Source organism: Streptomyces sp. NPDC055103 (assembly GCF_053607625.1).
The window spans coordinates 89,601-115,908 of record NZ_JBSGTX010000019.1 but is presented as its reverse complement, the minus strand read 5'-3'; the positions used below and the strand labels follow the sequence as shown (position 1 = coordinate 115,908).

General features: G+C 72.4%; 23 protein-coding genes and 1 pseudogene. 13 read left to right on the top strand and 11 right to left on the bottom strand.

The genetic code is table 11. The features are described 5' to 3' along the window. Window positions 1-101: 101 nt before the first annotated feature. Window positions 102-989 carry a LysR family transcriptional regulator gene (locus ACWFR1_RS15060; protein WP_453550825.1) on the bottom strand — a complete coding sequence of 296 codons (888 nt, stop codon included), beginning with the start codon at window positions 987-989 and terminating at the stop codon, window positions 102-104. Between the two features lie 96 nt (window positions 990-1,085). On the opposite strand from ACWFR1_RS15060, the gene ACWFR1_RS15055 reads away from it, so the two are divergent. The 3 genes from ACWFR1_RS15055 to ACWFR1_RS15045 are packed head-to-tail and all read left to right on the top strand — an operon-like array spanning window position 1,086 to window position 4,501. Then, window positions 1,086-1,811: a succinate dehydrogenase gene (locus ACWFR1_RS15055; protein ID WP_453550823.1), complete on the top strand. Its 726-nt coding sequence runs from the start codon at window positions 1,086-1,088 to the stop codon at window positions 1,809-1,811. Beyond that, window positions 1,812-3,758, top strand: coding sequence for a fumarate reductase/succinate dehydrogenase flavoprotein subunit (locus ACWFR1_RS15050; RefSeq protein WP_453550821.1), 1,947 nt, complete (start codon window positions 1,812-1,814; stop codon window positions 3,756-3,758). Then, a complete protein-coding gene (locus ACWFR1_RS15045) occupies window positions 3,755-4,501 on the top strand; it encodes a succinate dehydrogenase/fumarate reductase iron-sulfur subunit (protein WP_453550819.1) in 747 nt (248 codons plus the stop codon). The genes ACWFR1_RS15050 and ACWFR1_RS15045 overlap by 4 nt, the downstream gene beginning before the upstream one ends. An 11-nt stretch (window positions 4,502-4,512) precedes the next feature. On the opposite strand, the gene ACWFR1_RS15040 is transcribed toward ACWFR1_RS15045, so the two are convergent. Together ACWFR1_RS15040 and ACWFR1_RS15035 are read right to left on the bottom strand one after the other, a co-directional pair. Beyond that, entirely contained in the window at window positions 4,513-6,732 is a 2,220-nt protein-coding gene (locus ACWFR1_RS15040) for a protein kinase domain-containing protein (RefSeq protein ID WP_453550817.1), read from the bottom strand. Window positions 6,733-6,774: 42 nt separating this feature from the next. Beyond that, on the bottom strand, window positions 6,775-9,141 hold the full coding sequence (locus ACWFR1_RS15035) for an ATP-binding cassette domain-containing protein (protein ID WP_453550814.1): 2,367 nt from the start codon (window positions 9,139-9,141) through the stop codon (window positions 6,775-6,777). A gap of 117 nt (window positions 9,142-9,258) precedes the next feature. On the opposite strand from ACWFR1_RS15035, the gene ACWFR1_RS15030 reads away from it, so the two are divergent. The 4 genes from ACWFR1_RS15030 (at window position 9,259) to ACWFR1_RS15015 (ending at window position 13,807) form a co-directional block, all read left to right on the top strand. Further along, window positions 9,259-10,269, top strand: coding sequence for a hypothetical protein (locus tag ACWFR1_RS15030; RefSeq protein WP_453550813.1), 1,011 nt, complete (start codon window positions 9,259-9,261; stop codon window positions 10,267-10,269). A 284-nt stretch (window positions 10,270-10,553) separates the two neighbouring features. Continuing rightward, window positions 10,554-10,997: a DUF7144 family membrane protein gene (locus tag ACWFR1_RS15025; protein WP_453550810.1), complete on the top strand. Its 444-nt coding sequence runs from the start codon at window positions 10,554-10,556 to the stop codon at window positions 10,995-10,997. A 68-nt stretch (window positions 10,998-11,065) separates the two neighbouring features. Beyond that, window positions 11,066-12,496, top strand: a complete 1,431-nt coding sequence (locus ACWFR1_RS15020) for a DUF2252 domain-containing protein (RefSeq protein ID WP_453550808.1) — start codon at window positions 11,066-11,068, stop codon at window positions 12,494-12,496. 78 nt (window positions 12,497-12,574) lie between these two features. Continuing rightward, the gene (locus ACWFR1_RS15015; RefSeq protein WP_453550806.1) at window positions 12,575-13,807 is read left to right on the top strand and encodes a PP2C family protein-serine/threonine phosphatase; all 1,233 of its coding nucleotides are present in this window, start codon (window positions 12,575-12,577) and stop codon (window positions 13,805-13,807) included. Window positions 13,808-13,814: 7 nt separating this feature from the next. Here the strand turns inward: ACWFR1_RS15015 and ACWFR1_RS15010 are convergent. After that, window positions 13,815-14,219 (bottom strand): annotated as a pseudogene (locus ACWFR1_RS15010) (MFS transporter); the annotation flags it as partial. Between the two features lie 231 nt (window positions 14,220-14,450). Here ACWFR1_RS15010 and ACWFR1_RS15005 point away from each other — a divergent pair. Further along, window positions 14,451-14,939, top strand: coding sequence for a phosphatase domain-containing protein (locus ACWFR1_RS15005; RefSeq protein ID WP_453550803.1), 489 nt, complete (start codon window positions 14,451-14,453; stop codon window positions 14,937-14,939). A 12-nt stretch (window positions 14,940-14,951) separates the two neighbouring features. Here the strand turns inward: ACWFR1_RS15005 and ACWFR1_RS15000 are convergent, their stop codons facing one another. After that, window positions 14,952-15,167 carry a dodecin gene (locus ACWFR1_RS15000; RefSeq protein ID WP_453550801.1) on the bottom strand — a complete coding sequence of 72 codons (216 nt, stop codon included), beginning with the start codon at window positions 15,165-15,167 and terminating at the stop codon, window positions 14,952-14,954. Between the two features lie 369 nt (window positions 15,168-15,536). Between ACWFR1_RS15000 and ACWFR1_RS14995 the strand changes: the two genes are divergently transcribed. The 3 genes from ACWFR1_RS14995 to ACWFR1_RS14985 all read left to right on the top strand — a co-directional run bounded on the left by ACWFR1_RS14995 (window position 15,537) and on the right by ACWFR1_RS14985 (window position 18,890). Continuing rightward, window positions 15,537-16,784 (top strand): extracellular solute-binding protein, encoded by a 1,248-nt coding sequence (locus ACWFR1_RS14995; protein ID WP_453550799.1) that lies wholly within the window; start codon window positions 15,537-15,539, stop codon window positions 16,782-16,784. A 220-nt stretch (window positions 16,785-17,004) separates the two neighbouring features. Beyond that, window positions 17,005-17,859 (top strand): GNAT family N-acetyltransferase, encoded by an 855-nt coding sequence (locus tag ACWFR1_RS14990; RefSeq protein WP_453550796.1) that lies wholly within the window; start codon window positions 17,005-17,007, stop codon window positions 17,857-17,859. Next, window positions 17,856-18,890, top strand: a complete 1,035-nt coding sequence (locus tag ACWFR1_RS14985) for a lysophospholipid acyltransferase family protein (protein WP_453550793.1) — start codon at window positions 17,856-17,858, stop codon at window positions 18,888-18,890. Before ACWFR1_RS14990 ends, ACWFR1_RS14985 begins: the two co-directional genes overlap by 4 nt. Here the strand turns inward: ACWFR1_RS14985 and egtD are convergent. Genes egtD through egtA form a run of 4 tightly spaced genes read right to left on the bottom strand, consistent with a single transcriptional unit; the run spans window position 18,785 to window position 23,086 of the window. Next, window positions 18,785-19,750, bottom strand: a complete 966-nt coding sequence (egtD, locus tag ACWFR1_RS14980; protein ID WP_453550790.1) for an L-histidine N(alpha)-methyltransferase — start codon at window positions 19,748-19,750, stop codon at window positions 18,785-18,787. The two genes, ACWFR1_RS14985 and egtD, sit on opposite strands and share 106 nt — an antisense overlap. Beyond that, window positions 19,747-20,499 carry an ergothioneine biosynthesis protein EgtC gene (gene egtC, locus ACWFR1_RS14975; protein WP_453550788.1) on the bottom strand — a complete coding sequence of 251 codons (753 nt, stop codon included), beginning with the start codon at window positions 20,497-20,499 and terminating at the stop codon, window positions 19,747-19,749. The genes egtD and egtC overlap by 4 nt, the downstream gene beginning before the upstream one ends. Continuing rightward, complete coding sequence (gene egtB / locus ACWFR1_RS14970; protein ID WP_453550786.1) at window positions 20,499-21,830, bottom strand: ergothioneine biosynthesis protein EgtB; 1,332 nt, start codon at window positions 21,828-21,830, stop codon at window positions 20,499-20,501. Before egtB ends, egtC begins: the two co-directional genes overlap by 1 nt. Next, complete coding sequence (egtA, locus tag ACWFR1_RS14965) at window positions 21,827-23,086, bottom strand: ergothioneine biosynthesis glutamate--cysteine ligase EgtA (protein WP_453550784.1); 1,260 nt, start codon at window positions 23,084-23,086, stop codon at window positions 21,827-21,829. Before egtA ends, egtB begins: the two co-directional genes overlap by 4 nt. A 212-nt stretch (window positions 23,087-23,298) precedes the next feature. Between egtA and ACWFR1_RS14960 the strand changes: the two genes are divergently transcribed. Together ACWFR1_RS14960 and ACWFR1_RS14955 are read left to right on the top strand one after the other, a co-directional pair. After that, on the top strand, window positions 23,299-24,129 hold the full coding sequence (locus ACWFR1_RS14960; RefSeq protein ID WP_453550781.1) for a TIGR02452 family protein: 831 nt from the start codon (window positions 23,299-23,301) through the stop codon (window positions 24,127-24,129). A 93-nt stretch (window positions 24,130-24,222) separates the two neighbouring features. Further along, window positions 24,223-24,387 (top strand): hypothetical protein, encoded by a 165-nt coding sequence (locus tag ACWFR1_RS14955; protein WP_453550778.1) that lies wholly within the window; start codon window positions 24,223-24,225, stop codon window positions 24,385-24,387. A gap of 189 nt (window positions 24,388-24,576) precedes the next feature. Here ACWFR1_RS14955 and ACWFR1_RS14950 read toward each other — a convergent pair whose 3' ends face one another. Next, a complete protein-coding gene (locus ACWFR1_RS14950; RefSeq protein WP_453550775.1) occupies window positions 24,577-25,983 on the bottom strand; it encodes a flotillin family protein in 1,407 nt (468 codons plus the stop codon). Between the two features lie 81 nt (window positions 25,984-26,064). Continuing rightward, complete coding sequence (locus ACWFR1_RS14945; RefSeq protein ID WP_453550772.1) at window positions 26,065-26,295, bottom strand: hypothetical protein; 231 nt, start codon at window positions 26,293-26,295, stop codon at window positions 26,065-26,067. Window positions 26,296-26,308: the final 13 nt, after the last annotated feature.

The following is a 26,308-nucleotide window of genomic DNA, read 5'->3' as shown; positions in this document are numbered from 1 at the left end:
GCCGCCGGCATCTGGCACAACTGGACCACCGGCGCCGCAGTCAAACGCTCCCTGATCGCCTACGACCACTGAAGACATCGGACTCATTCATCTAGGGCGCGTCACGCGCTCCGGCGGGAGGTCATGAGCAGCCGCTGGAGCTCCCGGGCCGCCCTGGGTGGTGCCACGTCGCTGCGGTGGGCCAGGGCGATCGTCCGGCGCAGGCCCGGCCGGGCGAGCGCCGTCACCCGCAGGTCGCGGCCCGCCCGCGCCGCCACCATCGCCGGGACGACCGCGAGCCCGAGCCCCGCCCGGACGAAACCGAGCACCGCGTCCAGCTCCCCGCCCTCGACCGTGAACGTCGGCTCGAAACCCTCCGCCCGACAGGCCGCCACGGTCAGTTCCCGCAGGTCGTACCCGTGCCGGAACATCACGAGCGGCTGGTCCCGCAGATCCTTGATGCGGACCGGGCGTCCCGGCGCCGGCGCCGCGGCGGAGGAGACGACCACGAGGTCCTCCCGGAGCAGCTCCACCGTGGTCAGGGCCGGTGACGGGCTCGGCAGCGGCAGCACCACGAGCGCGAGGTCGAGCGCCCCGCGTGCCAGCTCCCGTACGAGGTCGTGCGAGCCGCCCTCCTCGATGAGGAGCTCGATCCCCGGGTGCAGGTCGTGGAAGGCGCGCAGCACGTCCGGGAGCAGTCCCGTGCAGAGGCTCGGCGTCGCGCCGAGCCGCACCCGGCCCCGCTTGAGCTGCGCGAGCTCCTGCACCTCAAGGCGGGCCGTCTCCGTGTCGGCGAGGATCCGGCGGGCGAGCGGCAGCAGCGCCTCGCCCGCGTCGGTCAGCGCGATGTTGCCCCGGGCCCGGCTGAACAGCTCCGCGCCCAACTCCTGTTCCAGGGCCTTGATCTGCTGGGAGAGCGAGGGCTGCGAGACGTGGACGCGCTCGGCGGCCCGCGTGAAGTGACGGGTCTCGGCCACGGCGACGAAATAGAGGAGCTGCTGGAACTGCATGTCCCCAGCGTAGGGGAAATGAATAGGAGACGCCTATCGAGATCAGCCGGACCATGTCTTGGACCTCTCAGACCCTTCGGCTCTAGCGTCGTGGACATGGCTCTGGCACCCACGAGGGACCGGACGGCGGACCGCCCGCCGTCCCCCACACCGTCACGCGGATTCCTGTCATCGACCCTCGGCAAGAAGACGGTCATGGCCGTCAGCGGGCTGCTCATGCTCGGCTATCTCGTCGCCCATGTCGCCGGCAACCTGAAGGTCTTCTTCGGCCCCGAGGAGTTCAACGCCTACGGCCGCTGGCTGCGGGTCATGGGCGCCCCCGTCCTGCACCACGAGTGGGCCCTCTGGCTCGTCCGGATCGTGCTCCTCGCCGCCGTCGTGGCCCACGCCGTCTGCGCGTACCAGCTCAGTCGCCGCGACGTGAAGGCCCGCCCCACCGCGTACGTCCACCGCCGCAAGGGCTCCTCCTACGCGACCCGCACCATGCGCTGGGGCGGGATCATCCTCGCCCTCTTCATCGTCTGGCACGTCCTCGACCTCACCACCGGCACCGTCCACCCAGGTGGCTTCGAGGAGGGCAAGCCCTACCAGAACGTCGTCGACACCTTCTCCACCTGGTACGGCAACGTCATCTACGTCGTCGCCATGCTCGCCGTCGGCCTCCACGTCCGCCACGGCTTCTGGAGCGCCGCCCAGACCCTGGGCGTCGGCAACGCCCGCCGCGAGCGCCTCCTCAGGGCGGTCGCCGACACTCTCGCGCTCGTCCTGACCGCGGGCTTCGTCTCCGTACCCGTCGCCGTCATGACCGGAGTGGTGAGCTGAATGACCTTCGTCGACTACCGCGAGGGCGAGCCGATCGCCGACACCGCCGCCCCGGCAGGACCCATCGCCGAACGCTGGGACACCCGCCGCTTCGAGGCCAGGCTGGTCAACCCCGCCAACCGCCGCAAGCACCGGATCATCGTCGTCGGCACCGGCCTCGCCGGCGGCTCCGCCGGTGCGACCCTCGCCGAACAGGGCTACCAGGTCGTCCAGTTCTGTTTCCAGGACTCCCCGCGCCGCGCCCACTCGATCGCCGCGCAGGGCGGCATCAACGCCGCCAAGAACTACCGCAACGACGGCGACTCCGTGCACCGCCTCTTCTACGACACCGTGAAGGGCGGCGACTTCCGGGCCCGCGAGTCCAACGTCCACCGCCTCGCGCAGATCTCCGTCGAGATCATCGACCAGTGCGTCGCCCAGGGCGTGCCCTTCGCCCGCGAGTACGGCGGACTCCTCGACACCCGCTCCTTCGGCGGCGTCCAGGTCTCCCGCACCTTCTACGCCCGCGGCCAGACGGGCCAGCAGCTGCTGCTCGGCGCCTACCAGGCGCTGTCCCGGCAGATCGCCGCCGGCGCCGTCGAGATGCACGCCCGTACGGAGATGCTCGACCTGATCGTCGTCGACGGCCGGGCACGGGGCATCGTCGCCCGAGACCTGATCACGGGCGAGATCTCCACCCACTACGCGGACGCCGTGGTCCTCGCCACCGGCGGCTACGGCAACGTCTTCTACCTCTCCACCAACGCGATGAACTCCAACGCCACCGCCGTGTGGCGGGCCCACCGGCGCGGCGCGTACTTCGCCAACCCCTGCTTCACCCAGATCCACCCCACCTGCATCCCGCGCACCGGCGACCACCAGTCCAAGCTGACCCTGATGAGCGAGTCGCTGCGCAACGACGGCCGCATCTGGGTCCCGAAGGCGAAGGGCGACACGCGCCCAGCCGCCGACATCCCCGAGGACGAGCGCGACTACTACCTGGAGCGGATCTACCCCTCCTTCGGCAACCTCGTCCCCCGCGACATCGCCTCCCGCGCCGCGAAGAACGTCTGCGACGAGGGCCGCGGCGTCGGCCCCGGCGGCCAGGGCGTCTACCTCGACTTCGCCGACGCGATCCGGCGCCTGGGCCGAAAGGCCGTCGAGGAGAAGTACGGCAACCTCTTCGAGATGTACGAGCGGATCACCGCCGAGAACCCGTACGAGGTGCCCATGCGGATCTACCCCGCCGTGCACTACACGATGGGCGGACTCTGGGTCGACTACGACCTCCAGACCACCGTCCCCGGCCTCTTCGCGATCGGCGAGGCCAACTTCTCCGACCACGGGGCCAACCGGCTCGGCGCCTCCGCCCTCATGCAGGGCCTCGCCGACGGCTACTTCGTCCTCCCGGCCACCATCAACGACTACCTGGCCCGCCACCCGCACGCCGAACCGGTCACCGACGACCACCCGGCGGTACGGGACGTCCTCGCCGAGACCGAGGACCGGCTCCACCTCCTCCTCTCCGTCGACGGCGACCGCACCCCCGACTCCTTCCACCGCGAACTGGGCGAACTCATGTGGGAGTTCTGCGGCATGGCCCGCACGGAGGAGGGCCTGCGCAAGGCCCTCGCGCGGATCCCCCTGATCCGGGAGGAGTTCTGGCGCCGGATCAAGGTCCCCGGCACGGGCCAGGAGTTCAACCAGTCCCTGGAGAAGGCCAACCGCGTCGTCGACTACCTGGAACTCGCCGAGCTCATGTGCCTCGACGCGCTCCACCGGGCGGAGTCCTGCGGCGGCCACTTCCGCGAGGAGTCCCAGACGCCGGACGGCGAAGCGGCCCGGCACGACGAGGAGTTCGCGTACGCGGCGGCCTGGGAGTTCAGGGAGCCGGGCACCTCGCCCGTCCTCCACAAGGAAGACCTCACCTTCGAGTACGTCCACCCCACCCAGCGGAGCTACGCATGAGGCTCACCCTGCGCGTCTGGCGCCAGCGGAACGCCGACGCCCCCGGCGCCATGTCCACCTACGACGTCGACGGCATCTCCGCCGACATGTCGTTCCTGGAGATGCTCGACACGCTCAACGAAACGCTCATCCTGCGGGGCGAGGACCCCGTCGCCTTCGACCACGACTGCCGCGAGGGCATCTGCGGCGCGTGCAGCCTCGTCATCAACGGCGACGCCCACGGCCCCGAGCGCACCACCACCTGCCAGCTCCACATGCGCTCCTTCCGTGACGGCGACACGATCGACATCGAACCCTGGCGCGCGGCGGCCTTCCCCGTCGTCAAGGACCTGGTGGTCGACCGCTCCGCCTTCGACCGCGTCATCCAGTCGGGCGGCTACATCAGCGCCCCCACGGGCTCGGCCCCCGAGGCCCACGCGACCCCCGTCCCGAAGGCCGACGCCGACGCGGCCTTCGAACACGCGGAGTGCATCGGCTGCGGAGCCTGCGTGGCGGCCTGCCCCAACGGCTCGGCGATGCTCTTCACCTCGGCGAAGATCAACCACCTGAACGTCCTCCCGCAGGGCTCCCCGGAACGCGAGACCAGGGTCCTCGACATGGTGGCCCGGATGGACGCGGAGGGCTTCGGCGGCTGCACACTGACCGGCGAGTGCGCGACCGCCTGCCCGAAGGGGATCCCGCTGCCGTCGATCGCGGCGATGAACAAGGAGTGGCTGCGGGCGCGGAGGAAGGTGAAGGGGTAGGGGGAGACTCGTCAGACGGGGGTGGCGTACGGGTCGAGGGACACCCAGCCCCTCTCGGTCTGGACGAAGAGGACCCCGCCCGCCACGAGGACCCCGGCGTCCCCGGTGCCCGTCTCGCGAGCCCCCGCGGGCAGCACGAAACGGGCGGCCAGGGCGTGTCGGGTGAGGTCGATCACGACGCCGGCGGCACCGCAGATCACATAGGCCCGCTGCCCCGTCACGACCGGCGGCGGGTTCTCCGCCCCGCAGGCCAGCCCCAACGGAAGCTGCCAGAGGGGGCCTCCGCCGCCGCCGTCGTCGAGCTGCGCGAACGAGTGGTCCGGGCGCTGGGCCGTGATCACGCCGTACATGCCCCGATCCGAGAAGGTGACCGTGGAGATGCCGTTCGGCACGTCCAGATCAGGATGCTTCGCACCGGACCTCTGGAGAAGCAGACCGTGGCTCTCCGCCAACCGGCAGAAGAAGAAAGGTCCTTCCGTACCGCGAAGCGGTAGAACCGTCAGATCCCGAGGCTCGCAAGGCTTTTCCAAGGCCGTCGTCGTCGCGGTCGATCCGTCGGAGGCCCGCAGGCTCACGACGTGCCCGGCCTCCGTACCCCCGCCCGACATGGTGAGGGCGTGGACACGGTCTCCCGAGATCCGCACCCGGGGGTACCCGATCCCCTCGACCACACGCGGCCGTCGCCAGCGCACCTCTCCGGTGGCGGCGGCGAGCGAAACCACCGTTCCCTCGAACGTCGTCCCGTAGAAGTTCCCCCCGGCCGACGTGACCCGGCCGATGGTGTCCTCCCCCGCGAGGGCCCACAGCGCTCGGCCGTCGGCGAGCGCGAAGGCCCGCAGCCCACCAGGAGAGGAGACGGCGATCGTCCCGCCGACGACCGCGGGCGTGCCGTTCTCGTGGACGACCACCGGGACCGACCACATCGTGCGTCCCGTGGCGGCGTCGACCCGGACGAGCCGTGCCTTCGCGTCCACCTCGTGCGGGGCGACGCAGACCAGGGACGCGTCGACGAACACACACGCCCCCAGGCCGGCCGCGTGGTTCCACGCCCGCCAGCCCGTAGGGCGCCGCGCGGGGGAGTCGGCGTAGGCGTGGGTGGTGCCCGGATCGCCCCCGTACACCGGGGTGTACGCCGTGTCCGCCGCCAGCACTGAGGCTTCGGGCACGCTCCCGGCCTGACTCCCCGCCTGAGGGGAGCGAGACGTCGAGGGCGTGACGGACGGCCCGTCGGCCTTCGGCGTGGCTCCCCCAGCCGTGCCGTCCGGCCACCACACGTACGCGCCCGTCCCCGCGAGGAGGGCGACCGCGGTCGCCAGGGCCACGAGGACCGGACCGCGGCGGGGCCGGGACCGTGCGGCGGGTGCGGTGGAGGCGACGGCGAGCGTCGAGGGGGCCGTCGGCGCGGCCGGGCGCGCGCCCCACTCCTCCTCCGGGGCTTCTCGGAACGCCGACAGCAGGTCGTCGGGGTCCGGGCGTTCCCCCGGTTCCTTCGCGAGGCACCACTGGACGATCTCCCGGACCGTGCCCGAGAGTTCCGCCACCTCCGGCGGTTCGTGGACGACGTTGTACGCCGTCATGTACGGGCTGCCCGCGTCGAACGGGCCCCGGCCCGTCGTCGCGTAGACGAGGACCGCGCCCAGCGAGAAGACGTCCGACGCCGGGGTCACCCGGTGCGGGGTCTCCAACTGCTCAGGGGACATGAACGGGGGCGTGCCGAGGATGCGGCCCGTGACCGTCAGGGTCTGGTGGTCGGCCGCCCGGGAGATGCCGAAGTCGATGACGCGAGGGCCGTCCTCCGTCAGCAGGACGTTGTCGGGCTTGAGGTCGCGGTGGATCACCCGCACCTGGTGCATGTCCCGCAGGGCCTCGACCAGGCCCACCGCGAGGACGCGCAACTCTGCCCCGGACAGCGGGCCCTGGGCATCGACTCGGGAGCGGAGCGTCCATCCGGGGACGTACGTCGTCGCCATCCACGGCCGCGGGGCGTCCGGGTCCGCGTCCACCACCGGCGCGGTGAACGCTCCACTGACGCGGCGGGCCGCCCGTATCTCCTGGCGGAATCGCGTGCGGAACTCCGGGTCCGCGGCGAACTGCTCGTGGACGATCTTGAGCGCTACCGGCCGACCCGACTCGGCCCGCGCGAGGTAGACGGTGCCCATGCCTCCCGCGCCCAGCCGGTCGAGCAGTGCGTAACCGCCGATCTCGTGTGGATCGTTGTCCCCCAGCGCCACGTTTCCCCGCCCCCGTCCCGATGTGCGGGAGAGCGTACCCGGTCAGTCGCCGAGTGCCCGGGCCAGGTACGGGGCCGTTCGGCTCGCCGGGGAGGCGGCCACCTCGGCCGGCGGGCCCGCCGCCACCACCCGGCCGCCCTCGTCGCCGCCGCCGGGGCCCAGGTCGAGGACCCAGTCGGCGGTGGCGACCACGTCCATGTCGTGCTCGACGACGATCACGGAGTGACCCGCGTCCACGAGGCCGTGGAGCTGGCGCATCAGGACCTCGACGTCCGCCGGGTGCAGCCCCGTCGTCGGCTCGTCGAGCACGTACAGCGTGGAGGAGCGGCGGGGGCGCTGGAGCTCGGAGGCGAGCTTGATGCGCTGCGCCTCGCCGCCGGAGAGCTCGGTCGCCGGCTGCCCGAGCCGGAGGTAGCCGAGGCCGACGTCCAGGAGGGTGCGCAGGCTCCGGGCCGCCGCCGGGGTGTCGGCGAAGAACTCCGCCGCCGACTCGACGGTGAGGTCCAGGACTTCGGCGATGGTGAGCCCCCGCAGCCGCACCTGGAGCGTCTCGGGGTTGTACCGGGCGCCGTGGCAGTCGGGGCACGGCGCGTACGTGCTCGGGAGGAAGAGGAGCTCCACTGAGACGAAGCCCTCGCCCTGGCATGTCTCGCAGCGCCCGCCAGGGACGTTGAAGGAGAAGCGGCCCGCCTTGTAGCCACGCGCCTTCGCCTCCTCCGTCTCGGTGAACAGCTTCCGCACGACGTCGAACAGACCTGTGTACGTGGCGAGGTTGGAGCGCGGAGTCCGGCCGATCGGGCGCTGATCCACCATCACCAGCCGCCCCACCCCGGAGAGTTCCTCGGTCAGGGCGCCGACCAGCGTCGACTTGCCGGAACCCGACACACCCGTGACGGCGGTGAGGACGCCGACCGGGAAGGCCGCGTCGACCGCCCGCAGATTGTGCCGGGTCACCGGACCCGTCCGCAGCCAGCCCGCCGGGGCGCGCACCGTCCGCGCCGGCGCCGGTTGCCGGTCGAAGAGGAAACGCCGCGTCGCGGACGCCTCGACGGCCGCCAGCTCCCGCGGCGGACCACTGTGCAGGACCCGCCCGCCGTGCGGCCCGACGTCGACGATCCAGTCGGCGTGCCGCACGACGTCGAGATGGTGCTCGACGACGAACAGCGAGTTCCCGGCGGCCTTGAGTCGGTCGAGGACCACGAGCAGGGCCTCGGTGTCGGCCGGGTGCAGACCGGCGGACGGCTCGTCGAGCACATACACGACACCGAAGAGCCCCGAGCGCAGCTGGGTGGCGAGCCGCAGCCGCTGCAGCTCGCCGCTGGAGAGCGTGGGCGTGGCGCGGTCCAGGCTGAGGTAGCCGAGGCCGAGTTCGGTGACGGTGGCGATCCGGGCGACGAGGTCCCCGGTGAGGATGCGAGCGGTCTCCTCGGTGCCGGTCTCCTCGGTATCCGTCTCCGCGCCGTCCGCCGGCGTCGCCGACAGGAGCCCGGCCAGCACCGTCAGCGGAAGGGCGGCCAGCTCGGCGATCGTCCGCCCCGCGAAGGTGACCGCGAGCGCCTCCGGGCGCAGCCGGCTGCCGCCGCACACCGGACACGGCGCACTCGTCAGGAACCGCTCGGCCTTCGCCCGCAGCGTCGTGCTCTTCGAGTCCGAGAACGTCCGCAGGACGTACCGCCGCGCACTCATGTACGTCCCCTGGTAAGGGCGTTGGATGCGATCCGCCTCCCGCACCGGATGCACGGTGACGACCGGCTGCTCCTCGGTGAAGAGGATCCACTCCCGGTCCTTCGCGGCCAGCTCGCGCCACGGCCGGTCGACGTCGTACCCGAGGGTGTCCAGGACGTCCCGTAGGTTCTTCCCCTGCCAGGCACCCGGCCAGGCGGCGATCGCCCCCTGACGGATCGACAGGCTCCGGTCCGGGACGAGGAGTTCCTCGCTCGTCTCGTGGATCCGGCCGATGCCGTGACACGAAGGACACGCACCCGCCGCCGTGTTGGGGGAGAAGGCGTCGGAGTCGAGGCGCGCCGCGCCCTCCGGGTAGCGGCCCGCCCGCGAGAACAGCATCCGCAGCGAGTTCGAGAGCGTGGTCACCGTACCGACCGAGGAGCGGGCGTTCGGCGAGGACCGGCGCTGCTCCAGGGAGACCGCCGGGGGCAGCCCGCTGATCTCGCCGACCGCCGGCGCCCCCACCTGGTGGATCAGCCGCCGTGCGTACGGCGCGACCGATTCGAAGTAGCGGCGCTGCGCCTCCGCGTAGATCGTCCCGAAGGCGAGCGACGACTTGCCCGAACCGGAGACCCCGGTGAAGGCGACGAGCGCGTCGCGCGGGATGTCGACGTCGACCCCCGCGAGATTGTGCTCGCGGGCGCCGCGGACACGGACGTACGGATCGTGGGGGCTGTCATGCATGGGTCGATATTATCCACTGAGCCCTGTTTGCCCCGGTCGGGGCGGTGGTGACCGGCGGGGGCAGGCCGACTCCACGCGCGAGCCGCCGGTGCGGGTGTTTCGTGATACACACGATCTGTGGCGAACCCGGAGATCCCGAACGAGGTGAGTCCCCATGAGGAGACCTCTCCGGAACGCTCGCTGCTCGCGCTGATCGTGGCCGATCCCGGGCACCTCCCCGAAATCCTCGCCGGCTTCGCCGTCCGCCGGAGGGGACCGTCCGTGCCCGCGTCGATCGCCCGGCTTCGACGGGAGCTCCCCGACGCCGGCGAGGCCGAGCTCCAGGCCCGCGTGGTCGCCCGCGGCCGACGGAGGGTGGTGTCGGAGGGATCCGTCGTGGGGGGCCCGTTCGTGGTGCTCATTCCCCTCGCGTTCTGCGGGGCGCTCCTGGCTCAGGCGCGTACCGTCCTGGAACTGGCCGCCCTCGACGGGCGCGACCCCACGGCGGGCGCCCGCGCGGCTGAACTCCTCGTCCTCCAAGGCGTGTACGAGGACACCCGGCAGGCGCGGGAGGCCCTCGCCAGGGCCGGACCCCCCGCCGACGCGCCGACCCGCCGGAGGCGATGGGTGGCCCTGTGGGGGGTCACCCTGCGCATGGCCCGCCTGCTCGGCCTGATCGTGCCGGGCGACGAGAGCCAGGGCCAGGGCGGGCACGTACGCCGGGTGGCCGCCCGCGCCTGGCGGTGGGTGATCCTCGGCGTGGTCATCCTGGTCGGAATGGTCGCCCCCCTCGTCTGGCTCCCGTACATGGCGATGTCCTACCGGCGCGCCGACGCCCGCATGGCGGACCGTGTCCTGGCCTACTACTTCGGCGACAGCGAGGCCGCCCGGCACCGCTCGGCCGCCCGGCCCACACCGGAAGCCGCGGGGGCCGGACTCCGCACGCTCCTCTCGCTCCTCGTGCCGCTCGTCGTGGCAGCCGTGACCTTCCTGACCGGCGTGCGCATCGCCGGCAGCAGCTGGCCGGTCCTCGGCATCGTCCTGGCCGTGGGGTCCACCGCCGTCGGCGCGTGCTGGTACCGGCGCCGCGCCCGGCGCCGTCGGTCGTCCCGGGCTCTGTCCGGCGGATCGGGATCGGACCGGCCGTAGGGCCTGCCGGCGATCCCGCTCGGAGGGCTCCGCCGTCGGGACAGCAGGTCGTCCGTGCGGGTCGCCGGTAGAATGGGTGACGACTTCCGTGCTCCAGGTTGCGCCGCTGGGGTCTGCACGGCAGCCGCGGGCGAGGGCCGGGACCGCCCCGCTCTGCGAGTACGACGGCCAGGCGGCCGTGGCACTCGAACGAAGGCGCTTCAACCCCGGATTCCCAGGAAGCGCTAGCAGATCAACTGCCGGCGGATGCTGGGGACCGGGGCGAGAGTTGCGAGGTGACTGCCATGACTCAGCAGACTCCGACCGGAGGGCAGCGGAACCCCGGCACCACGCCACGTTCCGGAGGCGGTAGAGGCGTTGCGGGCGGAGGCACGGTGTTCGCCGCTGTGCTGTTGTCCGTGTCGGGCGTCATGGCCATCCTCCAGGGCATCGCGGCCATCGCCGAGGACGACGTGTACGCACGCGTCGGCAACTACGTCTTCGAGTTCGACCTGACGTCCTGGGGCTGGATCCACCTCATCCTCGGAATCCTCGTCGTGCTCACCGGAGTGGGCCTGTTCACCGGTGCGAACTGGGCGAGGGTGGTCGGTATCGGCGTGGCCGGCCTCAGCATGATCGCCAACTTCCTCTGGCTGCCGTACCAGCCGTGGTGGTCGATCACCCTCGTGGCGATCGACGTGTTCATCATCTGGGCCCTGTGCTCCAGCTGGTCGCACACGGCCGACTGACGATCGGACCAGATCCGGCCCCGTGACAGACATGGCGTCGGCCGCAAGGCCGGACTGGAGGGTCTTCGATGCCCCGGAACGCGACCACGGCGATGCGCGCGGCACCCCATGCCACGCCAGAGGAACGCACAGCTCTCGGCAAGGAGGCCCGGCAACGCTCTCCGCGGTCGGGCCACGCCGCGTACACGCCGTTTCCCGAGAGGGCCGACCCCCTGTCGATCCTGGAGGCACAGTCGGCGACACGCGTGCCCGAACTCGTCCCGATCCGCTACAGCCGGATGACGGAGTCCCCGTTCCGTTTCTACCGGGGCGCCGCCGCGATCATGGCCTCCGACCTGGCCGGCACCCCGCGCTCGGGACTCACGGTCCAACTGTGCGGGGACGCTCACCTGCTGAACTTCCGTCTGCTCGCCTCACCGGAGCGACAGTTGATGTTCGACATCAACGACTTCGACGAGACGCTTCCCGGTCCCTGGGAGTGGGACGTCAAGCGGCTGGCGGCGAGTCTCGTGATCGCGGCTCGGGCGAACGACTTCGACGACGCCGAACGTGCCGACATCGTGAGCTCCGCAGTCCGTTCGTACCGCGAGGCGATGGCCCGCTTCGCCGCCATGCGCACCATCGACGTCTGGTACGCGAACATCGACGCGGCCCGCCTGGAGGACCTGGCCTCGGACCGGCTCCACAAGCGCGGTCAGCGGAACCTGGCCCGTGCCATCGCCAAGGCTCGCACCCGGGACAGCCTGCAGGCTTTCGACAAGCTCACCGAGACGGTCGACGGCCGGCCCGTGATCGCGGCCGATCCCCCGCTGCTCGTCCCGGCCGGCGACCTGCTGCCCGACGTCCAACGCGCCGCTCTCGAACGCCAGTTCCGCAAGCTGATCACACGGTACGGCCGCACACTGCCGTCGGACCGGCGAACGCTCCTGGAGGACTACCGCCTGGCGGACGTCGCGCGGAAGGTCGTCGGCGTCGGCAGTGTCGGGACCCGCTGCTGGATCTTCCTGCTCCTCGGCCGGGACGACCAGGACCCGCTCTTCCTCCAGGCCAAGGAGGCGGACACCTCCGTACTCGCCGCACACCTCGGCGCCAGCGCCTACCGCAACCAGGGCGAACGCGTGGTCTCGGGCCAGCGGTTGATGCAGGCCACGAGCGACATCTTCCTCGGCTGGGAACGGGTGGACGGCATCGACGGCAGGCGGCGTGACTTCTACGTCCGCCAACTCCGCGACTGGAAGGGCATCGCCATGCCGGAGACGATGCACCCGAAGGCGATGCGGGCGTTCGGCGGACTGTGCGGCGAAACGCTGGCCCGTGCGCACGCGCGATCCGGGGACCGCATCGCCATCGCCGCCTATCTGGGCAGCGGAGACGCGTTCGACCGGGCCCTCGTCACGTTCGCGGAGGCCTACGCCGACCAGAACGAACGAGACCACCGAGCCCTGGTCGACGCGGTGCGTGCCGGTCGACTGCCGGCGGAGGAACCGCCGGCGGCCTGACCCGGGGCCGCGAGACGGACGGCGCCGCACGTGCCGTACCCATCGGGCGAGGGAGTCTTCCATGAACGCCTACCCGCCATGAGCGAATCGCAGATCGACTACGCGGCGGTCTTCCACGCTCTGCCGGGCATGGTGGCCCTGCTGACTCCCGACCTCGTGTACGCCGATGCCAACGACGACTTCCTCCAGCTGGCCGGGCGCACCCGCGAGCAGTTGCTGGGCCGCTACATCTTCGACGTCTTCCCCGAGAACCCCAACGAACCGACCGCGGCCGGCATGCGGGAGACCCAGGCGTCGATGCTGCGCGTGGTGGCCGCCGGTGCGCGCGACACGATGGCGCTGCTGCGCTACGACATCGAGGATCCCGAGAGGCCCGGCCACTGGGTGGAGCGCTTCTGGAGCCCGGTCAACGCACCTGTGCTGGATCCGGACGGGCGGGTCGTGCTGATCGTGCACCGGGTGGAGGAGGTCACCGCGCTCATCCATGCCCGCGGCGGCACGGACAGCGACAGCAGCGGTGCCCGAGTGCTGGAGGCGGAGCTCTACACCCGCTCCCGTGAACTGCAGGAAGTCAACGAACGCCTACGGAAGGCCCAAGCACGCGACCGCGAGGTCGCCCTGGCCCTGCAAGCGGCGATGCTGCCCGCCCCGACGCCGGTCGGGCACCACCGGGCAGCCGTCCGCTACCGGCCCGCCGTCGGCAACCTCAACGTGTGCGGCGACTGGTACGACCTCGTCGACCTGCCCGGCGACCGCATCGCCGTCGCCGTCGGCGACGTCGTCGGCCACGGCCTGGAAGCGGCCTGTGTCATGGGGCAACTGCGCAGCGCGCTGAGCGCGGCCGCCCGTGTGGCCGACGGCCCGGCCCGGGCCGTGGAGGCCCTCGACCTGTATGCCCGCCATGTCGAAGGTGCCGAATCGACCACCGTGGTGAAGACCTTCGTCGACTGGGGCACCCACACGCTCACCTACAGCAGCGCGGGCCATCCACCGCCCGCCGTGCTCCACCCGGACGGCACCGTGACCTTCCTCGACCGGGCGACCGATCCGCCCCTCGGTGCGCGGCCCGAGCACGTCCCGCGGCCGGAGGCCCGTACGGACTTCGAAGAGGGCGCCACCCTGGTCCTGTACACCGACGGCCTGATCGAACGCCGTGACGAGGACATCGACACCGGCCTGGCCCGTCTCGCCGACTCCCTCGTCCGCCACAGGCGCGCCGGCCCCGAGGTCCTGGCCGACGCCCTCCTGGCCGATCTCCTCCCGCCCACCGGAAACACCGACGACACGGCGCTGGTCGTCATCCGGCTGTGACCCTGCGCTACGGCGATGACTGCGTCGAGCGGGGCTGGGTGGTGGGGATCCGCTGCGTGAAGAACAGGGACCCGCTCTGCAGTTCCACGGTCGCCTGGCTCTTGACCTCGGCGGGGACCGCGGGATTCTGCTCGATGCTGGTGAGGAACGAGGTCGTGAGCGCGGCGATCATGAGCGACCCGGCGAGTGCCGTGCCGAACGAGGCGCCGAGGTTGGTGCCGGCGTTCTGGACGCCTCCGACGTCCGCGCTCTGTTCCTCCGGCACCGCGGACACGGTGACGGATCCCAGCTGGGAGGCGAGTGCGCCCATGCCGAACCCGATCAGCAGCGGGACGGTGACGATCTCCGCGCCGGCCTCGGCGTCGAGCGCGGCCATGAGGACCACCGCTCCCACGAGCAGGGCGAGGACTTCATGACGGAGCTGTCGAGCGCCATCGGGAACTGACCGGCCGCGAGCGTCAGCAGAACCAGCCGCGCCGTGCTCGAGCCTTCTGGGGTGTGCGTCCTTGGCGACATGGGTGAACAGTCCCCCTTGTGCTTCGGTGGGACCCGCGACCCGCCGCGCGCGGACATCACTTCGCGGGCAGGCGTCTCGACGGGAAAGGCCGCGGCGCCGGCGCGTAACGGCTCCTACGCTGGGCCCGTGACACGCGACACCCGGCCGCTGGCCGTCTTCGATCTGGACAACACCCTCTCCGCGACCGCCCATCGCCAGCACTTCCTGGAGCGACGGCCCAAGGACTGGCGCGGCTTCTTCGCGGCGGCGCCCGACGATCCGCCGCTGACGGAGGGCGTCGAGCTGTGCCGGAAGGCGGCCGAGGAGTGCGAGGTGCTCTATCTGACCGGGCGGCCGGAGCGCTGCCGGCGGTCCACCGTGGCCTGGATGGCCGCGCAGGGGCTGCCGGAGGGCCGGATCCACATGCGGGGCGACCGGGACTTCCGACCGGCCCGCGTGACCAAGGTGGAGGTCCTGCGGCGGCTCGCCGCCGACCGCGAGATCAGGATGCTCGTCGACGACGACGCGCTGGTCTGCGACGCGGCGGAGGCGGCCGGGTTCCGCGTCCTACGGGCCCGTTGGGCGGCTCCGTCGGAGGTGCTGACGGAGGCCCAGGAGAAGGAGGGCCGGACCTGACCGGCCCGGGCGTCAGTCCTCGTCCTCCAGGCGGAAGCCGACCTTGAGGCCGACCTGGTAGTGCTCGATGGCGCCGTCGACGATATGGCCCCGGACCTGCGTGACCTCGAACCAGTCGAGGGCGCGCAGGGTCTGGGAGGCGCGCTTGATGCCGTTGCGGATGGCCGAGTCGACGCCTTCGGTGGAGGTCCCGACGATCTCGGTGACGCGGTAGGTGTGATTCGACATGGGGGCCGAACTCCTCTCGGTGCGTCCCTCCACCGTGCCCCAGGCCGGGTTGCCGCGCGACAGGACGGCGTCCGTACGAACGGCGGTCGCTTACCGAAGGTAAGACTCCGGTTCAGGTCGTCCACGGGCTCCGGTTCAGGTCGTCCACGGGCTCCGGATCCGGTCGTCCACGAGCTCCGGATCCGTCCTCCATGAGCTCCGGTTCCGTCGTCCACGGGTCGTAACGAGGTGGTCAAGGACTTGACCACCTCGTTGGTCCAGACCAGAATCCAGGCCACATACCCGCGCGAACACCCCGTTCGTTCCCCCCACGTCGGGTCTTTCCCCTATGCCGCACGAACCTGTGCTGAACCGCAGAAGGTGACCTACGTGAAGAATCGCCATCTCGCCTGCCCCCTGGCGGCCGCCACCGCGCTCGCCCTCGCCGGGTGCGGGATGCTGCCAGGCGGGAGCCAGACGAAGACCGTCAACATCTGGCTCATGCGGGACAGCGCCAGCGAGGACTTCCTCACGCGGTTCACCGAGGCGTACGAGGAGGAGCACGACGGCGTCGAGCTCAAGATCACCATCCAGGACTGGACGGGCATCGGAAAGAAGGTCACCGAGGCCATCAAGGGCCCCGGCGGGCCGGACGTGATCGAGGTCGGCAACACCCAGGTCGCCCAGTACGCCGACACCGAGAAGCTCTTCGACCTCACCCTGGAGTCCGTCCGCGACCTCGGCAGCGAGGACTGGCTGCCCGGTCTCGCCCAGCCCGGCAGCATCGGCGGGTCCCAGTACGGCATCCCCTGGTACGCGGCCAACCGCATCGTGATCTACAACAAGGACCTGTTCCGCGACGCCGGCATAGACAAGCCGCCGGCCACCCGCGCCGAGTGGCTCGCCGACACCGAGAAGCTCAACCGCGGGGGCTCCCAGGGCATCTACCTCGCCGGCCAGGACTGGTACACGCTCTCCGGCTTCATCTGGGACGAGGGCGGCGAACTCGCCGTCGACAAGGGCGGCGAGTGGACCGGCGCCCTCGCCGGCCCGGCGGCCCTGCGCGGCATGGCCTTCTACAAGGAACTCCAGTCCCTCGGCACCGGCCCCAAGAACGCCGACGAGCAGAACCCGCCGCAGGCCGACGTCTTCGCCAAGGGCGACGTCGCCCAGATCATCGCCACGACCAGCGCCGTGGCCCCGATCCTCAAGGCCAACCCGGGCCTCAAGGACAAGCTCGGCTACTTCGCGATGCCCGGCAAGAAGGCCGGTGAGCCCTGCGCCGTCTTCACCGGCGGCTCCGACCTCATCATCCCGGAGAACGCGCCCGAGCGCGGCGCCGCCCTCGATGTCGTCAAGGCACTCGCCGGCGAGAAGTGGCAGACCGAACTCGCCCGCACCATGGGGTACGTGCCCAACAAGAAGGGGCTCGCGTCCGTCGTCTCGGGCCAGGAGGCGACCGCCGTCATGGCGGCGGCGGCCGTACGCGGCCGGGCCACCCCCAACTCCCCGCAGTGGGCGAACGTCGAGGCCGACAACCCCATCAAGCCGTACATGACGGCCGTGCTGCAGGGCGAGGACCCGGTGGAGGCCGCCGAGAAGGCCTCGGCCGAGATCACGGACACGCTGGCCGAGTAGCAGGCGCCGAACAGCAGGCACGAACAGCAGACACGAACGACAGCACCGAACAGCAGGCACCGAACGGCGGGCATCGAACAGCATTCAGCGTTCGCACATCCGCGAGCCCCCGGACGGTCATGTCGAATCCAGCCGGTGACGGAAGAAGTAAGGAGCCGGGCCACCGCTCACGCGGCCCGGTCCCGCCCCTTCCCCTTCCGTCCCGCCGGAGGAGCCCGACATGACCGCACCGTCGCCCACGCTCGCCGTCCCCGCGGGGGCACAGACTGTTCCCGTCGGGACCGGCGCCATCCCCGCCCAGCCCCAGGGCCGGCCCCTGAGCCAGTCCCGGCCCGAGGCGGCCACGCCTCGCTACGTGGTCGGTCTCGCCCGCGACCAGGAGGACGTACGGGCCGCCCAGCGGCTGCGTCACCAGGTCTTCGCCGGGGAGCTCGGCGCCCGGCTCGACGGCCCCGAGCCCGGCCTCGACTCCGACGCCTTCGACGCGTACTGCGACCACCTGCTCGTCCGGGACGAGGCCACCGGCGAGGTCGTCGGCACCTACCGGATCCTGCCGCCCGAGCGGGCCGCCGTCGCCGGACGCCTCTACTCCGAGAGCGAGTTCGACCTCACCCGGCTCGCCCCCGTCCGCCACGACCTCGTGGAGGTCGGCCGCTCCTGCGTCCACCCCGCTCACCGCAACGGCGCCGTCATCTCCCTCATCTGGGCCGGCCTCGCCCGCTACATGACCCGGACCGGCCACAACTGGCTCGCCGGCTGCTGTTCGATCCCCCTCGCCGACGGCGGCACCCTCGCCGCCTCCACCTGGGACACCGTCAGGGCCAAGCACCTCGCCCCCGAGGAGTACTGGGTCACCCCGCACAAGCTGTGGAACGCGGACGGCGTCGCCCGCCCCGAAGGACGCACCGAACTCCCGCCCCTGCTGCGCGGATACCTCCGCCTCGGGGCCTGGGTCTGCGGCGCCCCCGCCCACGACCCCGACTTCGGCGTCGCCGACCTCTACGTCCTGCTGTCCCTGCGCCGCACCAACCCGCGCTACCTCAACCACTTCCTGTCGCTCACCCCGGGCGAGTGAACGGGACCACGGCACCCTCGCCGTGGCTCCCCACGGCACCCTGCACCCCGGGCCGCTGCGACGCCCATCCGGATCCGGGCACCGGCCGCGGGACGCTCGCGGCCGGCCCCGCCCTGGCCGCGGTGCGGCTGGTCGCCGGGATCGGCGCGGTCCTCCTGGGCGTCCTGTGCGCGCCGGCCACCGGACTCCTGCCGGCGCCGGCGCGGCTCGCCCTCGTCCGGTACTGGGTACGGGCCGTGGTCCGCGCCTTCGGCGTGCGCGTCCGGTTCGAGGGGGCCGCCGCCCCGGCGGCGGGGCCGCTCCTCGTCGTCGCCAACCACGTCTCCTGGCTGGACATCCCGCTCCTCGCGGCCGTCCTCCCCGGCCGGATGGTCGCCAAGTCGGAGGTCCGGCGCTGGCCGGTCCTCGGCACGCTCGCCGCCCTCGGCGGAACCCTCTTCGTCGACCGGGACCGGCTCAGGGCCCTGCCCGGCACCGTACGAGCCATGGCCGCGGTGCTCGCCGCCGGCGGCCGGGTGATCGTCTTCCCCGAGGGGTCGACCTGGTGCGGACGGGCCGGGGGCCGCTTCCGGCCGGCCGCGTTCCAGGCCGCCCTGGACGGCGGCGCGGACGTCCAGCCCGTACGGATCGACTACCGGCCCACCGGCGCCGCCGCCTACGTGGGGGACGACCCGCTGGGCACCTCGCTGTGGCGGCTCGTCGCCACCCGCGGAGTCACCGCCGACGTACGGCTACTGGATCCGATACCCGGCGGGCGGTATCAGGACCGCAGGGCCCTGGCCGCCGCGGCTCAGCGAGCCGTAGCTCCGCACGACTCCGCTCCACCGGACTCTGCTCCGCACGACTCCGCTCCGCACGACTCTGCTCCGCACGACTCCGCTCCGCACGACTCTGCTCCGCACGACTCCGCTCCGCGGCTCGTCGCTCAGCGGACCGTCGCCAGGGACAGCGCGAACCTGCCCTCGTCGTCCGTCCACCAGCGCGACAGATCGAGCCCCGCCTCCGCCAGCTCGTCCCGTACCCCCGCCTGACGGAACTTCGCCGACACCTCCGTCCGCACCTCCTCGCCCGCCGCGAAGGGCACCACGAGATCCAGATCCGGGATCTTCACCGTGAGCGCGTGCCGGGCGCGCAGCCGCATCTCGATCCACTCGCGGTCCCGGTCCCAGAGCGCCACGTGGTCGAAGGCGTCCGGATCCGCGTCGGCGCCGAGTTCGCGGTCGATCACGGACAGCACGTTCTTGTTGAACGCCGCCGTCACCCCGGCCGCGTCGTCGTACGCGGCGACGAGCGTCTCCTCGTCCTTCACCAGATCGGTGCCCAGCAGCAGGGCGTCACCCGGGGTGAGCATCGCCCGCACCGAGCGCAGGAAGGTCCGCCGCTCGGTGGGGAGCAGATTGCCGATCGTGCCCCCGAGGAACGCCACAAGCCGCGGACCGGGCGTCCCCGGGAGCGCGAGCCCCCGGGTGAAGTCGGCGACCAGGGCGTGCACCCGCAGCTCGGGCCGGTCGGCGAGCAGCGACTCGGCCGCCCCGGTCAGCGCCGACTCGCTCACGTCGACGGGCACGTAGCTGTCGAGCCCCGGCAGGAGCGCGTCGATCAGGAACCGGGTCTTCTCCGAGGAGCCGGAGCCCAGCTCGACCAGGGTCCTGGCCCCGGTCGCGGCGGCGATCTCCGGAGCCCGCGCGATCAGGATCTCCCGCTCCGCCCGCGTCGGGTAGTACTCGGGCAGCCGGGTGATCTCCTCGAACAGCTCGCTGCCCCGGGCGTCGTAGAACCACTTCGGCGGCAGCGCCTTGGGGGAGCGGGTCAGCCCCTGGAGGACGTCGGCGCGCAGATCGGCGCCCGTCGCGTCGGGGGCGAGGGTACGGGTCAGCTGGAACGGGCTCACGCGGACGGCTCCTTGAGCGGGGTGAGGGTGACGTCGCCGCGGTCGGCGGTCACGAGCGTGTGCTCGGGGACCTCGCGCCACCGCGGATCGTCGTCGTACGGTTCGGAGGCCACGACCACGCGGTCGGGGCCCGTCAGGTACCAGTGGCTGTTCCCCCAGGTCGTCGCCGCGATGGCGGTGCCGTCGGTGAGCAGCAGGTTCAGCGAGGAGCCGGGCGCCACCGCGGCGACCTCCCGCACGGTGTCGGCGAGGGCGGTCCCCGGCGCGTCCCCGGCCCGCAGCCGGTGCAGGACGAGCGCCCACAGCAGCGCCGAGTCGGTGCGCGCCTCCAGGCGCAGCAGCGCGTCGGCCGGAAGCACACCGGCCGTGGCGGCCAGGGAGCCGGGCCAGCCCGTGACCACGCCGTTGTGGCTGAACAGCCAGGGGCCCGCGGTGAACGGAGCCGCCGCCGCCTCCCCGTCGGCGCCGGGCAGCGTGGCGCCCCGCACCGCCGCGAGCAGGGCCCGGGTACGGACCACCCGGGCGAGGTCCGCGAAGGACAGGTCGCCCCAGATCGGTCCCGCGCGCCGGTACCGCGCGGGCACCGGATCGTCCTCGGCGTACCAGCCCACCCCGAAACCGTCGGCGTTCACCACACCGCTGCTCTGCGTACGCGGTTCCCACGCCTGCCGCAGCAGCGCGTGATCCGGCCGGACGACCAGCTCGCCCAGCGCCACCTGCTCGCCCACGTAGGCGAGGTGACGGCACATCAGGCGAACTCCGCGGTCCGCGCCGTGCGGAAGCCGGAGAAGATCTGGCGCCGCACGGGCAGGTCCCAGTTGCGGAAGGTGCCCCGGCAGGCGACGGGGTCGACCGCGAACGAGCCGCCGCGCAGCACCTTGTGCTCAGGCCCGAAGAAGACCTCCGAGTACTCCTTGTACGGGAAGGCCGTGAAGCCCGGGTACGGCAGGAAGTCGCTCGCCGTCCACTCCCACACGTCACCGATCAACTGCCGTACCCCGAGCGGCGAAGCGCCCTCCGGGTAGCTGCCCGCGGCCGCCGGCCGCAGATGCCGCTGCCCGAGGTTCGCGTGCTCGGGACCGGGCTCGGCGTCGCCCCACGGATAGCGCCGCGAGCGCCCCGAGACCGGGTCGTACCGGGCTGCCTTCTCCCACTCGGCCTCCGTGGGGAGCCGGCGTCCTGCCCAGCGCGCGTAGGCGTCCGCCTCGTACCAGCTCACATGCAGGACGGGCTCGTCCAGGGGTACGGGCTCGGTGACCCCGAAGCGGCGGCGCAGCCACTGCCCGGCGTCCCGGCGCCAGAACAGCGGCGCCCCGATGCCGTGCTCCCGGATCTGCGCCCAGCCCTCGGGCCGCCACCAGCGCCGGTCCGTGTACCCGCCGTCCGCCATGAAGGCCAGATAGGCGCCGTTCGTGACGGGGGTGGTGTCGACGAAGAAGGCCGGCACGACCCGGGCGTGCGCCGGTCGCTCGTTGTCCAGGGCCCACGGCTCCTCCGAGGTGCCCATGGTGAACGGGCCGCCGGGGACGAGGACTTCGGGGGGGAGGGGGCCGGACGGCAGGGCCGGCGGCGGGGGTGCGGTCAGCGCCGCCGTTCCGCGGCGCAGCTGATGGGTGATCAGCATCGTCTCGTCGTGCTGCTGTTCGTGCTGGGCGATCATGCCGAAGGCGAAGCCGTCGTCGAGCAGCGGCCGCCCCTCCAGCGGAGCGCTCTCCAGCACGTCGAGGATCCGCAGCCGGACGTCCGCCGCGTAGGCGCGGGCCTCGCCCGGCGGGAGCAGCGGCAGGGAGGGACGGGAGGCGCGAGGGTGCTCGAAGGCGTCGTAGAGGGAGTCGATCTCCGGGCGCAGCGCGTCCCGCCCCGCGACGGCCCGCCACAGCCACTGCTCCTCCTGGTTGCCGATGTGCGCCAGGTCCCAGACCAGCGGTGACATCAAGGGGGAGTGCTGGGCGGTCAGTTCGGCGTCGTCGACGCAGGAGGTGAGGAGGGCCGTGCGCTCCCGCGCGACGGTCAGGGCGTCCACGGCCCGCGCGCGCAGCACCTCGGGATCGATCCCGGCACTCCGGTCGGTCCCGGTCATGACGTCACCACCTGAAGCTCGTCGGCCGGGCAGCCCCCGGGAATCACGTACCGCTCCTGGAAGGCGGCGACGGCCCGGCACACCTCCTCGCTCGCCCCGATCCGGGGCAGTGCCTCCCGTGCGGCCGAGAAGACCGCCCGGGCGGCGGCGTGCAGTCCGGGATCGGCGAGGCCGTCGTGCGCCGCCGCGAGCCACAACGGGTTGCGTGGCGCCGGGCCCGCACCGGCCTGCTCCGCGAGGGGTTCGACCGCCCGGTAGACGGCCTCGGCCGCCACCGGGTCCTCGAAGACGGCCGTCGTCACGGCCACCGGCACCATCCAGCCGTCCGGGCCGGGCTGCGCGTCGATCATCCGCAGCTCCAGATGGCCGCGCGGCCGGACCGGCGGAAAGAGCGTCGTCACGTGGTAGCGCAGGTCGTCGAGGTCGGCCGGCCGGGGGAGCCCGGTGCGCAGCCACGCGCGGAAGGTCAGCCCCTCCGGCACCTCCCACGGGCCCTCGTCGGCCCGCACGCACATCACCGGGGTGTCCAGGACGTGCGCGGTCCACTCCTCGCGGGGCTGCCCGTCCGGCCGGGGCGCGAGGGCGCGGAACGGGTCGAGATCCGTCCACAGCGCCTGCCGCGTCGAGCGCCAGCCGGTCCGACGGCCGCCGTGCTGCGGGGAGTTGGCGAAGACGGCCACGAGCACCGCACCGAGCAGATGGGCCAGCCGCCAGCGCCGGTGGTAGCCGAGCGGACCCGGCTCGTCGAGCCCGGCGTCCAGGCAGACCTGCACGGAGGCCGAGTCGCACATCATCGCCCGCCCGGCCGGTCCTGTGCGGTCGAGCGCGATCTCCATGGCCTCGTACCGCGGCTCGTGGAGCACCCGGCCGCGCGGCGCGTGCCAGGGGTCCACCCCGTAACCGCTCAGGGTGAGTCCGAGGGGGCCGAGCGCCGCCCGTACCGCGCGGAGATCGGCGGCGAGCGAGTCGAGGCACTCCATGAGCGACCCGGCCGGACGCGAACTGAGCTCCAGCTGACCGCCCGGTTCGAAGGTGAGCGCCGAGACCAGCGGCAGGGACCGTACGGTGTCGAGCGCGGCGGCCAGCCTCGGCGGCCGTACGGGCAGCCGGGGGTCGCGCAGATCATGGACGAACCACTCCAGCTCGGCCCCCACCGTGCGGGGCGGACCCGTCTTGAAACAGATGCCGCGCAGCAGGTCCTCCGCCTCCGCCTCGGTGAGTGGGGGGCCGCCACGCGGTGTGCCGCTCGCTGCCATCCGTGCACCTCCTGATCCCACAGGACGGGCCCTGTGGGGCCGGTCCCGGAAGTCGCTGCTTCCACCTAAAGCCACCGTCGACGCGCGTGCAAGAGCGCCCCGCACGGGCCGCACGCGCCCCCTGTGCCCCTGCTCGTCCAAAACTCCCCGCCCCTGCGGAAACCTCGGAAAACGCGTTGCCCCGGTCAAGGGGAAACGATCATGCTGGCGGCATGAGTGCACGACTGCGCGAGATCGCGCGGCGGACCGAGGAGATCGTGGCATCGGGCGAGTACCGAGCCCCGGACGGCCGGAAAGTCTCCCTCGCGGAGGACCTGGCCGCGGCGCTGGCCGGAACGCGCCTCCACGGCCCCGAACCCGTCCCCGTCACCCCCGACACCGACCGCACGGCCACCCTGGACGTCACCGGGGAGAGCAGCCTGGCCGCCGCGCGCCGGATGGTCACGGCCGACCCCGCCCGCCCGGTCGCCGTCCTGAACTTCGCCTCCGCCCGCAACCCCGGCGGCGGCTACCTCAACGGCGCCCAGGCCCAGGAGGAGGCGCTCTGCCGGGCCTCCGCCCTCCACGCCACCCTGCTGCGCGCCCCCGACTACTACGCCCACCACCGCGCGGAAAGGGACGCCTTCTACACCGACCGGGTCATCCACTCGCCCCGGGTCCCGGTCTTCCGCGACGAACGCGCCGTGCTGCTCGCCGAGCCGTTCACGGTCGGCTTCCTCACCTCGCCCGCGCCCAACGCGGGCGTCGTCCGCCGCCGTACGCCCGAACGGGCGGCACGGCTCCCCGCCGCCCTGGCGTCGCGCGCCGAGCGGGTCCTGGAGACGGCGGCGGCCGCCGGCTACCGGCGGCTCGTGCTCGGGGCCTGGGGCTGCGGGGTGTTCCAGAACGACCCGGCGGAGGTCGCCGGCGCCTTCAAGGCCCTGCTCACGGGCGACGGGCGGTTCGCCGGCCACTTCGAGGAGATCGTCTTCGGCGTCCTGGACCGCGCCCACGGCGCACCGACGCTCGCCGCCTTCGCCCGGGTCCTCGGCGGACCCGTCTGACGTGCACACCGTCTGATATGCGGCTTTCGTGCCTCCGTGCAAGGCTGAGGGGATACGGACCACAGTCCGAGACCCTTCATGGGAGGCACGATCGTGGGCAAGAAACAGACCCGGACCAACCGAGGCGCCCGTACCGGCGGCCATGAGCACCGCACCGAGGCGGCAGCCAAGGAGACCGCGGCCCCGACGAGAGAGCCGCAGATGCCCGTCGTGGAGCACGCGTCCCACCGCAAGGGACGGAAGTTCGGCCACAACTGAGGCCAGGCCGACATCAGGCCAGGGGATCGCACGCAGGGGCCCGGTGCCGTCAGGGCACCGGGCCCCGCGCCCACCGACCGCGGACGCTCACCGACCGTGCACGCTCACCGACCGCGGACGCTTACCGACCGTGCACGCTCACCGACCGCGGACGCTTACCGACCGTGCACGCTCACCGACCGCGGACGGTCACTCCCCGTCGCCGACCGTGATCTCCACGCTCTCCTCCGAGCGGGGAGCCGGCGGCACGCCCAGCCGCTCCGGCGCCCCCGGGTTCATCGTGGCGAGCAGTTGCCGGGCCAGACCGAGGCCGGTCCCGCCCATGGTCAGCGCCTTGGCGAAGACGTCCGCCATGCCGTCGGCGCCGTTCAGCAGCACCATCTGGTCGACGTTCCCGAAGGCGGACGCACCGGCCGACACGATCTCCGGCCACTTCTCCGCCAGCTGCTGCGCGACGACGGCCTCCTGGTTCTCGGCGAGCGCCGCCGCACGGGCCTTGATCGACTCGGCCTCCGCCAGACCCTTCGCCCGGGCCGCCTCGGCGATCGCGAGCCCCTTCGCGTGCTGAGCCGCCGCCTCCGCCTCACCCGTGAGCCGGGTCGCCGTCGCCTTGGCCGCGCTCGCGAGCTCCGTCTCCTTCGCGTCGGCCTCGGCCGCCGAGATCCGGGCGTCACGCTCGGCCGCGGCCCGCGTCCGGGTCTCGTACGCCATGGCGTCGGCGGGCTTGCGGACCTCCGCCTGGAGCTGCTGCTCCTTGCGGTGACCCTCCAGCTCGGCCACCCGGGTCTCCTGGACCACGACCTCCTGGCGTGAGGCCGCGTCGGCCAGCGGTCCGGCCTGCCGGGCCTTGGCCGTGGCCTGGTCCCGCTCGGCCTGGTAGCCGGCCTGGAGGATCTCGCTGTCGCGGGTCGCCTCCGACATGCGCGCCGCGGCCTGCTGCTCGGCCTCGGTCGCCCGCCGGTTCGCCTCCGCCTGGGCGATCCGGGCGTCCCGCTGGACGGCGGCGGCGTGCGGGGCGGCCAGGTTCTTGATGTACCCGGTCGGATCCTCGATCTCGTGGATCTGCAGCGAGTCGACGATCAGGCCGAGCTTCTCCATCTCCGTGCCACAGGCCGAACGGGCCTGCCCGGTCAGCTTCTCCCGGTCGCGGATCATGTCCTCCACGGTCAACCCGCCGACGATGGCGCGGAGATGACCGGCGAAGACGATGTGCACCCGCTCCGACATGAGCTTCTGCTGGTCGAGGAAGCGGCGGGCGGCGTTGGCGATCGAGACGAAGTCGTCACCGACCTTGAAGATCACCACACCGCGGACCTTGAGCGGGATGCCCTGGTGGGTGACGCACTCGACGGACAGCTGGGTCTCGTTGAGGTCGAGCGAGAGCTTGCGCACCGCCTGGACGCCTGGCAGCACCAGGGTGCCGCGACCGGTGACGATCCGGAACCCCATCCCCGCGCCGAGGCCCTCGTTCTTGTGGTGGGAACCGGAGATGATCAGCGCCTCGTTGGGTTCCGCGACGCGCCACATCATCTTGAAGACGACGACGAACAGGACGAAGGCGCCGCCGACGACGCCCGCCAGAATGCCGATGCCCATGGGCAGTTCCCCCTTCACCGGAGCCGAGCGGACCCGGTGAAGGGAGTGTGCGCCCGTGCCGGGCGCCACTCAACGGTTCGGTCAACTGCCGTACGCGGCTGTGACATAGACGGTACGTGGAGGGAGATGTTCCATGACCATCACGACCGTGCCGGTCTCGATCCGCTCCTTCGGTGAGGCCGGGTGGGCGAGGAAGTGCTCGGCGCCGCCCCGGATCCGGACGATCACCTCGCCGACGAGACCGGGCCCGACCGTGCCGGTCACCCTGCCCAGCAGGCCCACCATCGAGGGGTCCATCGACGCTTCGTCCATGAGTGAACGGTAC

Coding starts and splice junctions, on each gene's coding strand:
- ACWFR1_RS15060 (WP_453550825.1), bottom strand. CDS start 989: ATGCAGTTCCAGCAGCTCCTCTATTTCGTCGCCGTGGCCGAGACCCGT.
- ACWFR1_RS15055 (WP_453550823.1), top strand. CDS start 1,086: ATGGCTCTGGCACCCACGAGGGACCGGACGGCGGACCGCCCGCCGTCC.
- ACWFR1_RS15050 (WP_453550821.1), top strand. CDS start 1,812: ATGACCTTCGTCGACTACCGCGAGGGCGAGCCGATCGCCGACACCGCC.
- ACWFR1_RS15045 (WP_453550819.1), top strand. CDS start 3,755: ATGAGGCTCACCCTGCGCGTCTGGCGCCAGCGGAACGCCGACGCCCCC.
- ACWFR1_RS15035 (WP_453550814.1), bottom strand. CDS start 9,141: ATGCATGACAGCCCCCACGATCCGTACGTCCGTGTCCGCGGCGCCCGC.
- ACWFR1_RS15025 (WP_453550810.1), top strand. CDS start 10,554: ATGACTCAGCAGACTCCGACCGGAGGGCAGCGGAACCCCGGCACCACG.
- ACWFR1_RS15020 (WP_453550808.1), top strand. CDS start 11,066: ATGCCCCGGAACGCGACCACGGCGATGCGCGCGGCACCCCATGCCACG.
- ACWFR1_RS15015 (WP_453550806.1), top strand. CDS start 12,575: ATGAGCGAATCGCAGATCGACTACGCGGCGGTCTTCCACGCTCTGCCG.
- ACWFR1_RS15000 (WP_453550801.1), bottom strand. CDS start 15,167: ATGTCGAATCACACCTACCGCGTCACCGAGATCGTCGGGACCTCCACC.
- ACWFR1_RS14990 (WP_453550796.1), top strand. CDS start 17,005: ATGACCGCACCGTCGCCCACGCTCGCCGTCCCCGCGGGGGCACAGACT.
- egtC (WP_453550788.1), bottom strand. CDS start 20,499: ATGTGCCGTCACCTCGCCTACGTGGGCGAGCAGGTGGCGCTGGGCGAG.
- egtB (WP_453550786.1), bottom strand. CDS start 21,830: ATGACCGGGACCGACCGGAGTGCCGGGATCGATCCCGAGGTGCTGCGC.
- egtA (WP_453550784.1), bottom strand. CDS start 23,086: ATGGCAGCGAGCGGCACACCGCGTGGCGGCCCCCCACTCACCGAGGCG.
- ACWFR1_RS14960 (WP_453550781.1), top strand. CDS start 23,299: ATGAGTGCACGACTGCGCGAGATCGCGCGGCGGACCGAGGAGATCGTG.
- ACWFR1_RS14950 (WP_453550775.1), bottom strand. CDS start 25,983: ATGGGCATCGGCATTCTGGCGGGCGTCGTCGGCGGCGCCTTCGTCCTG.
- ACWFR1_RS14945 (WP_453550772.1), bottom strand. CDS start 26,295: ATGGACGAAGCGTCGATGGACCCCTCGATGGTGGGCCTGCTGGGCAGG.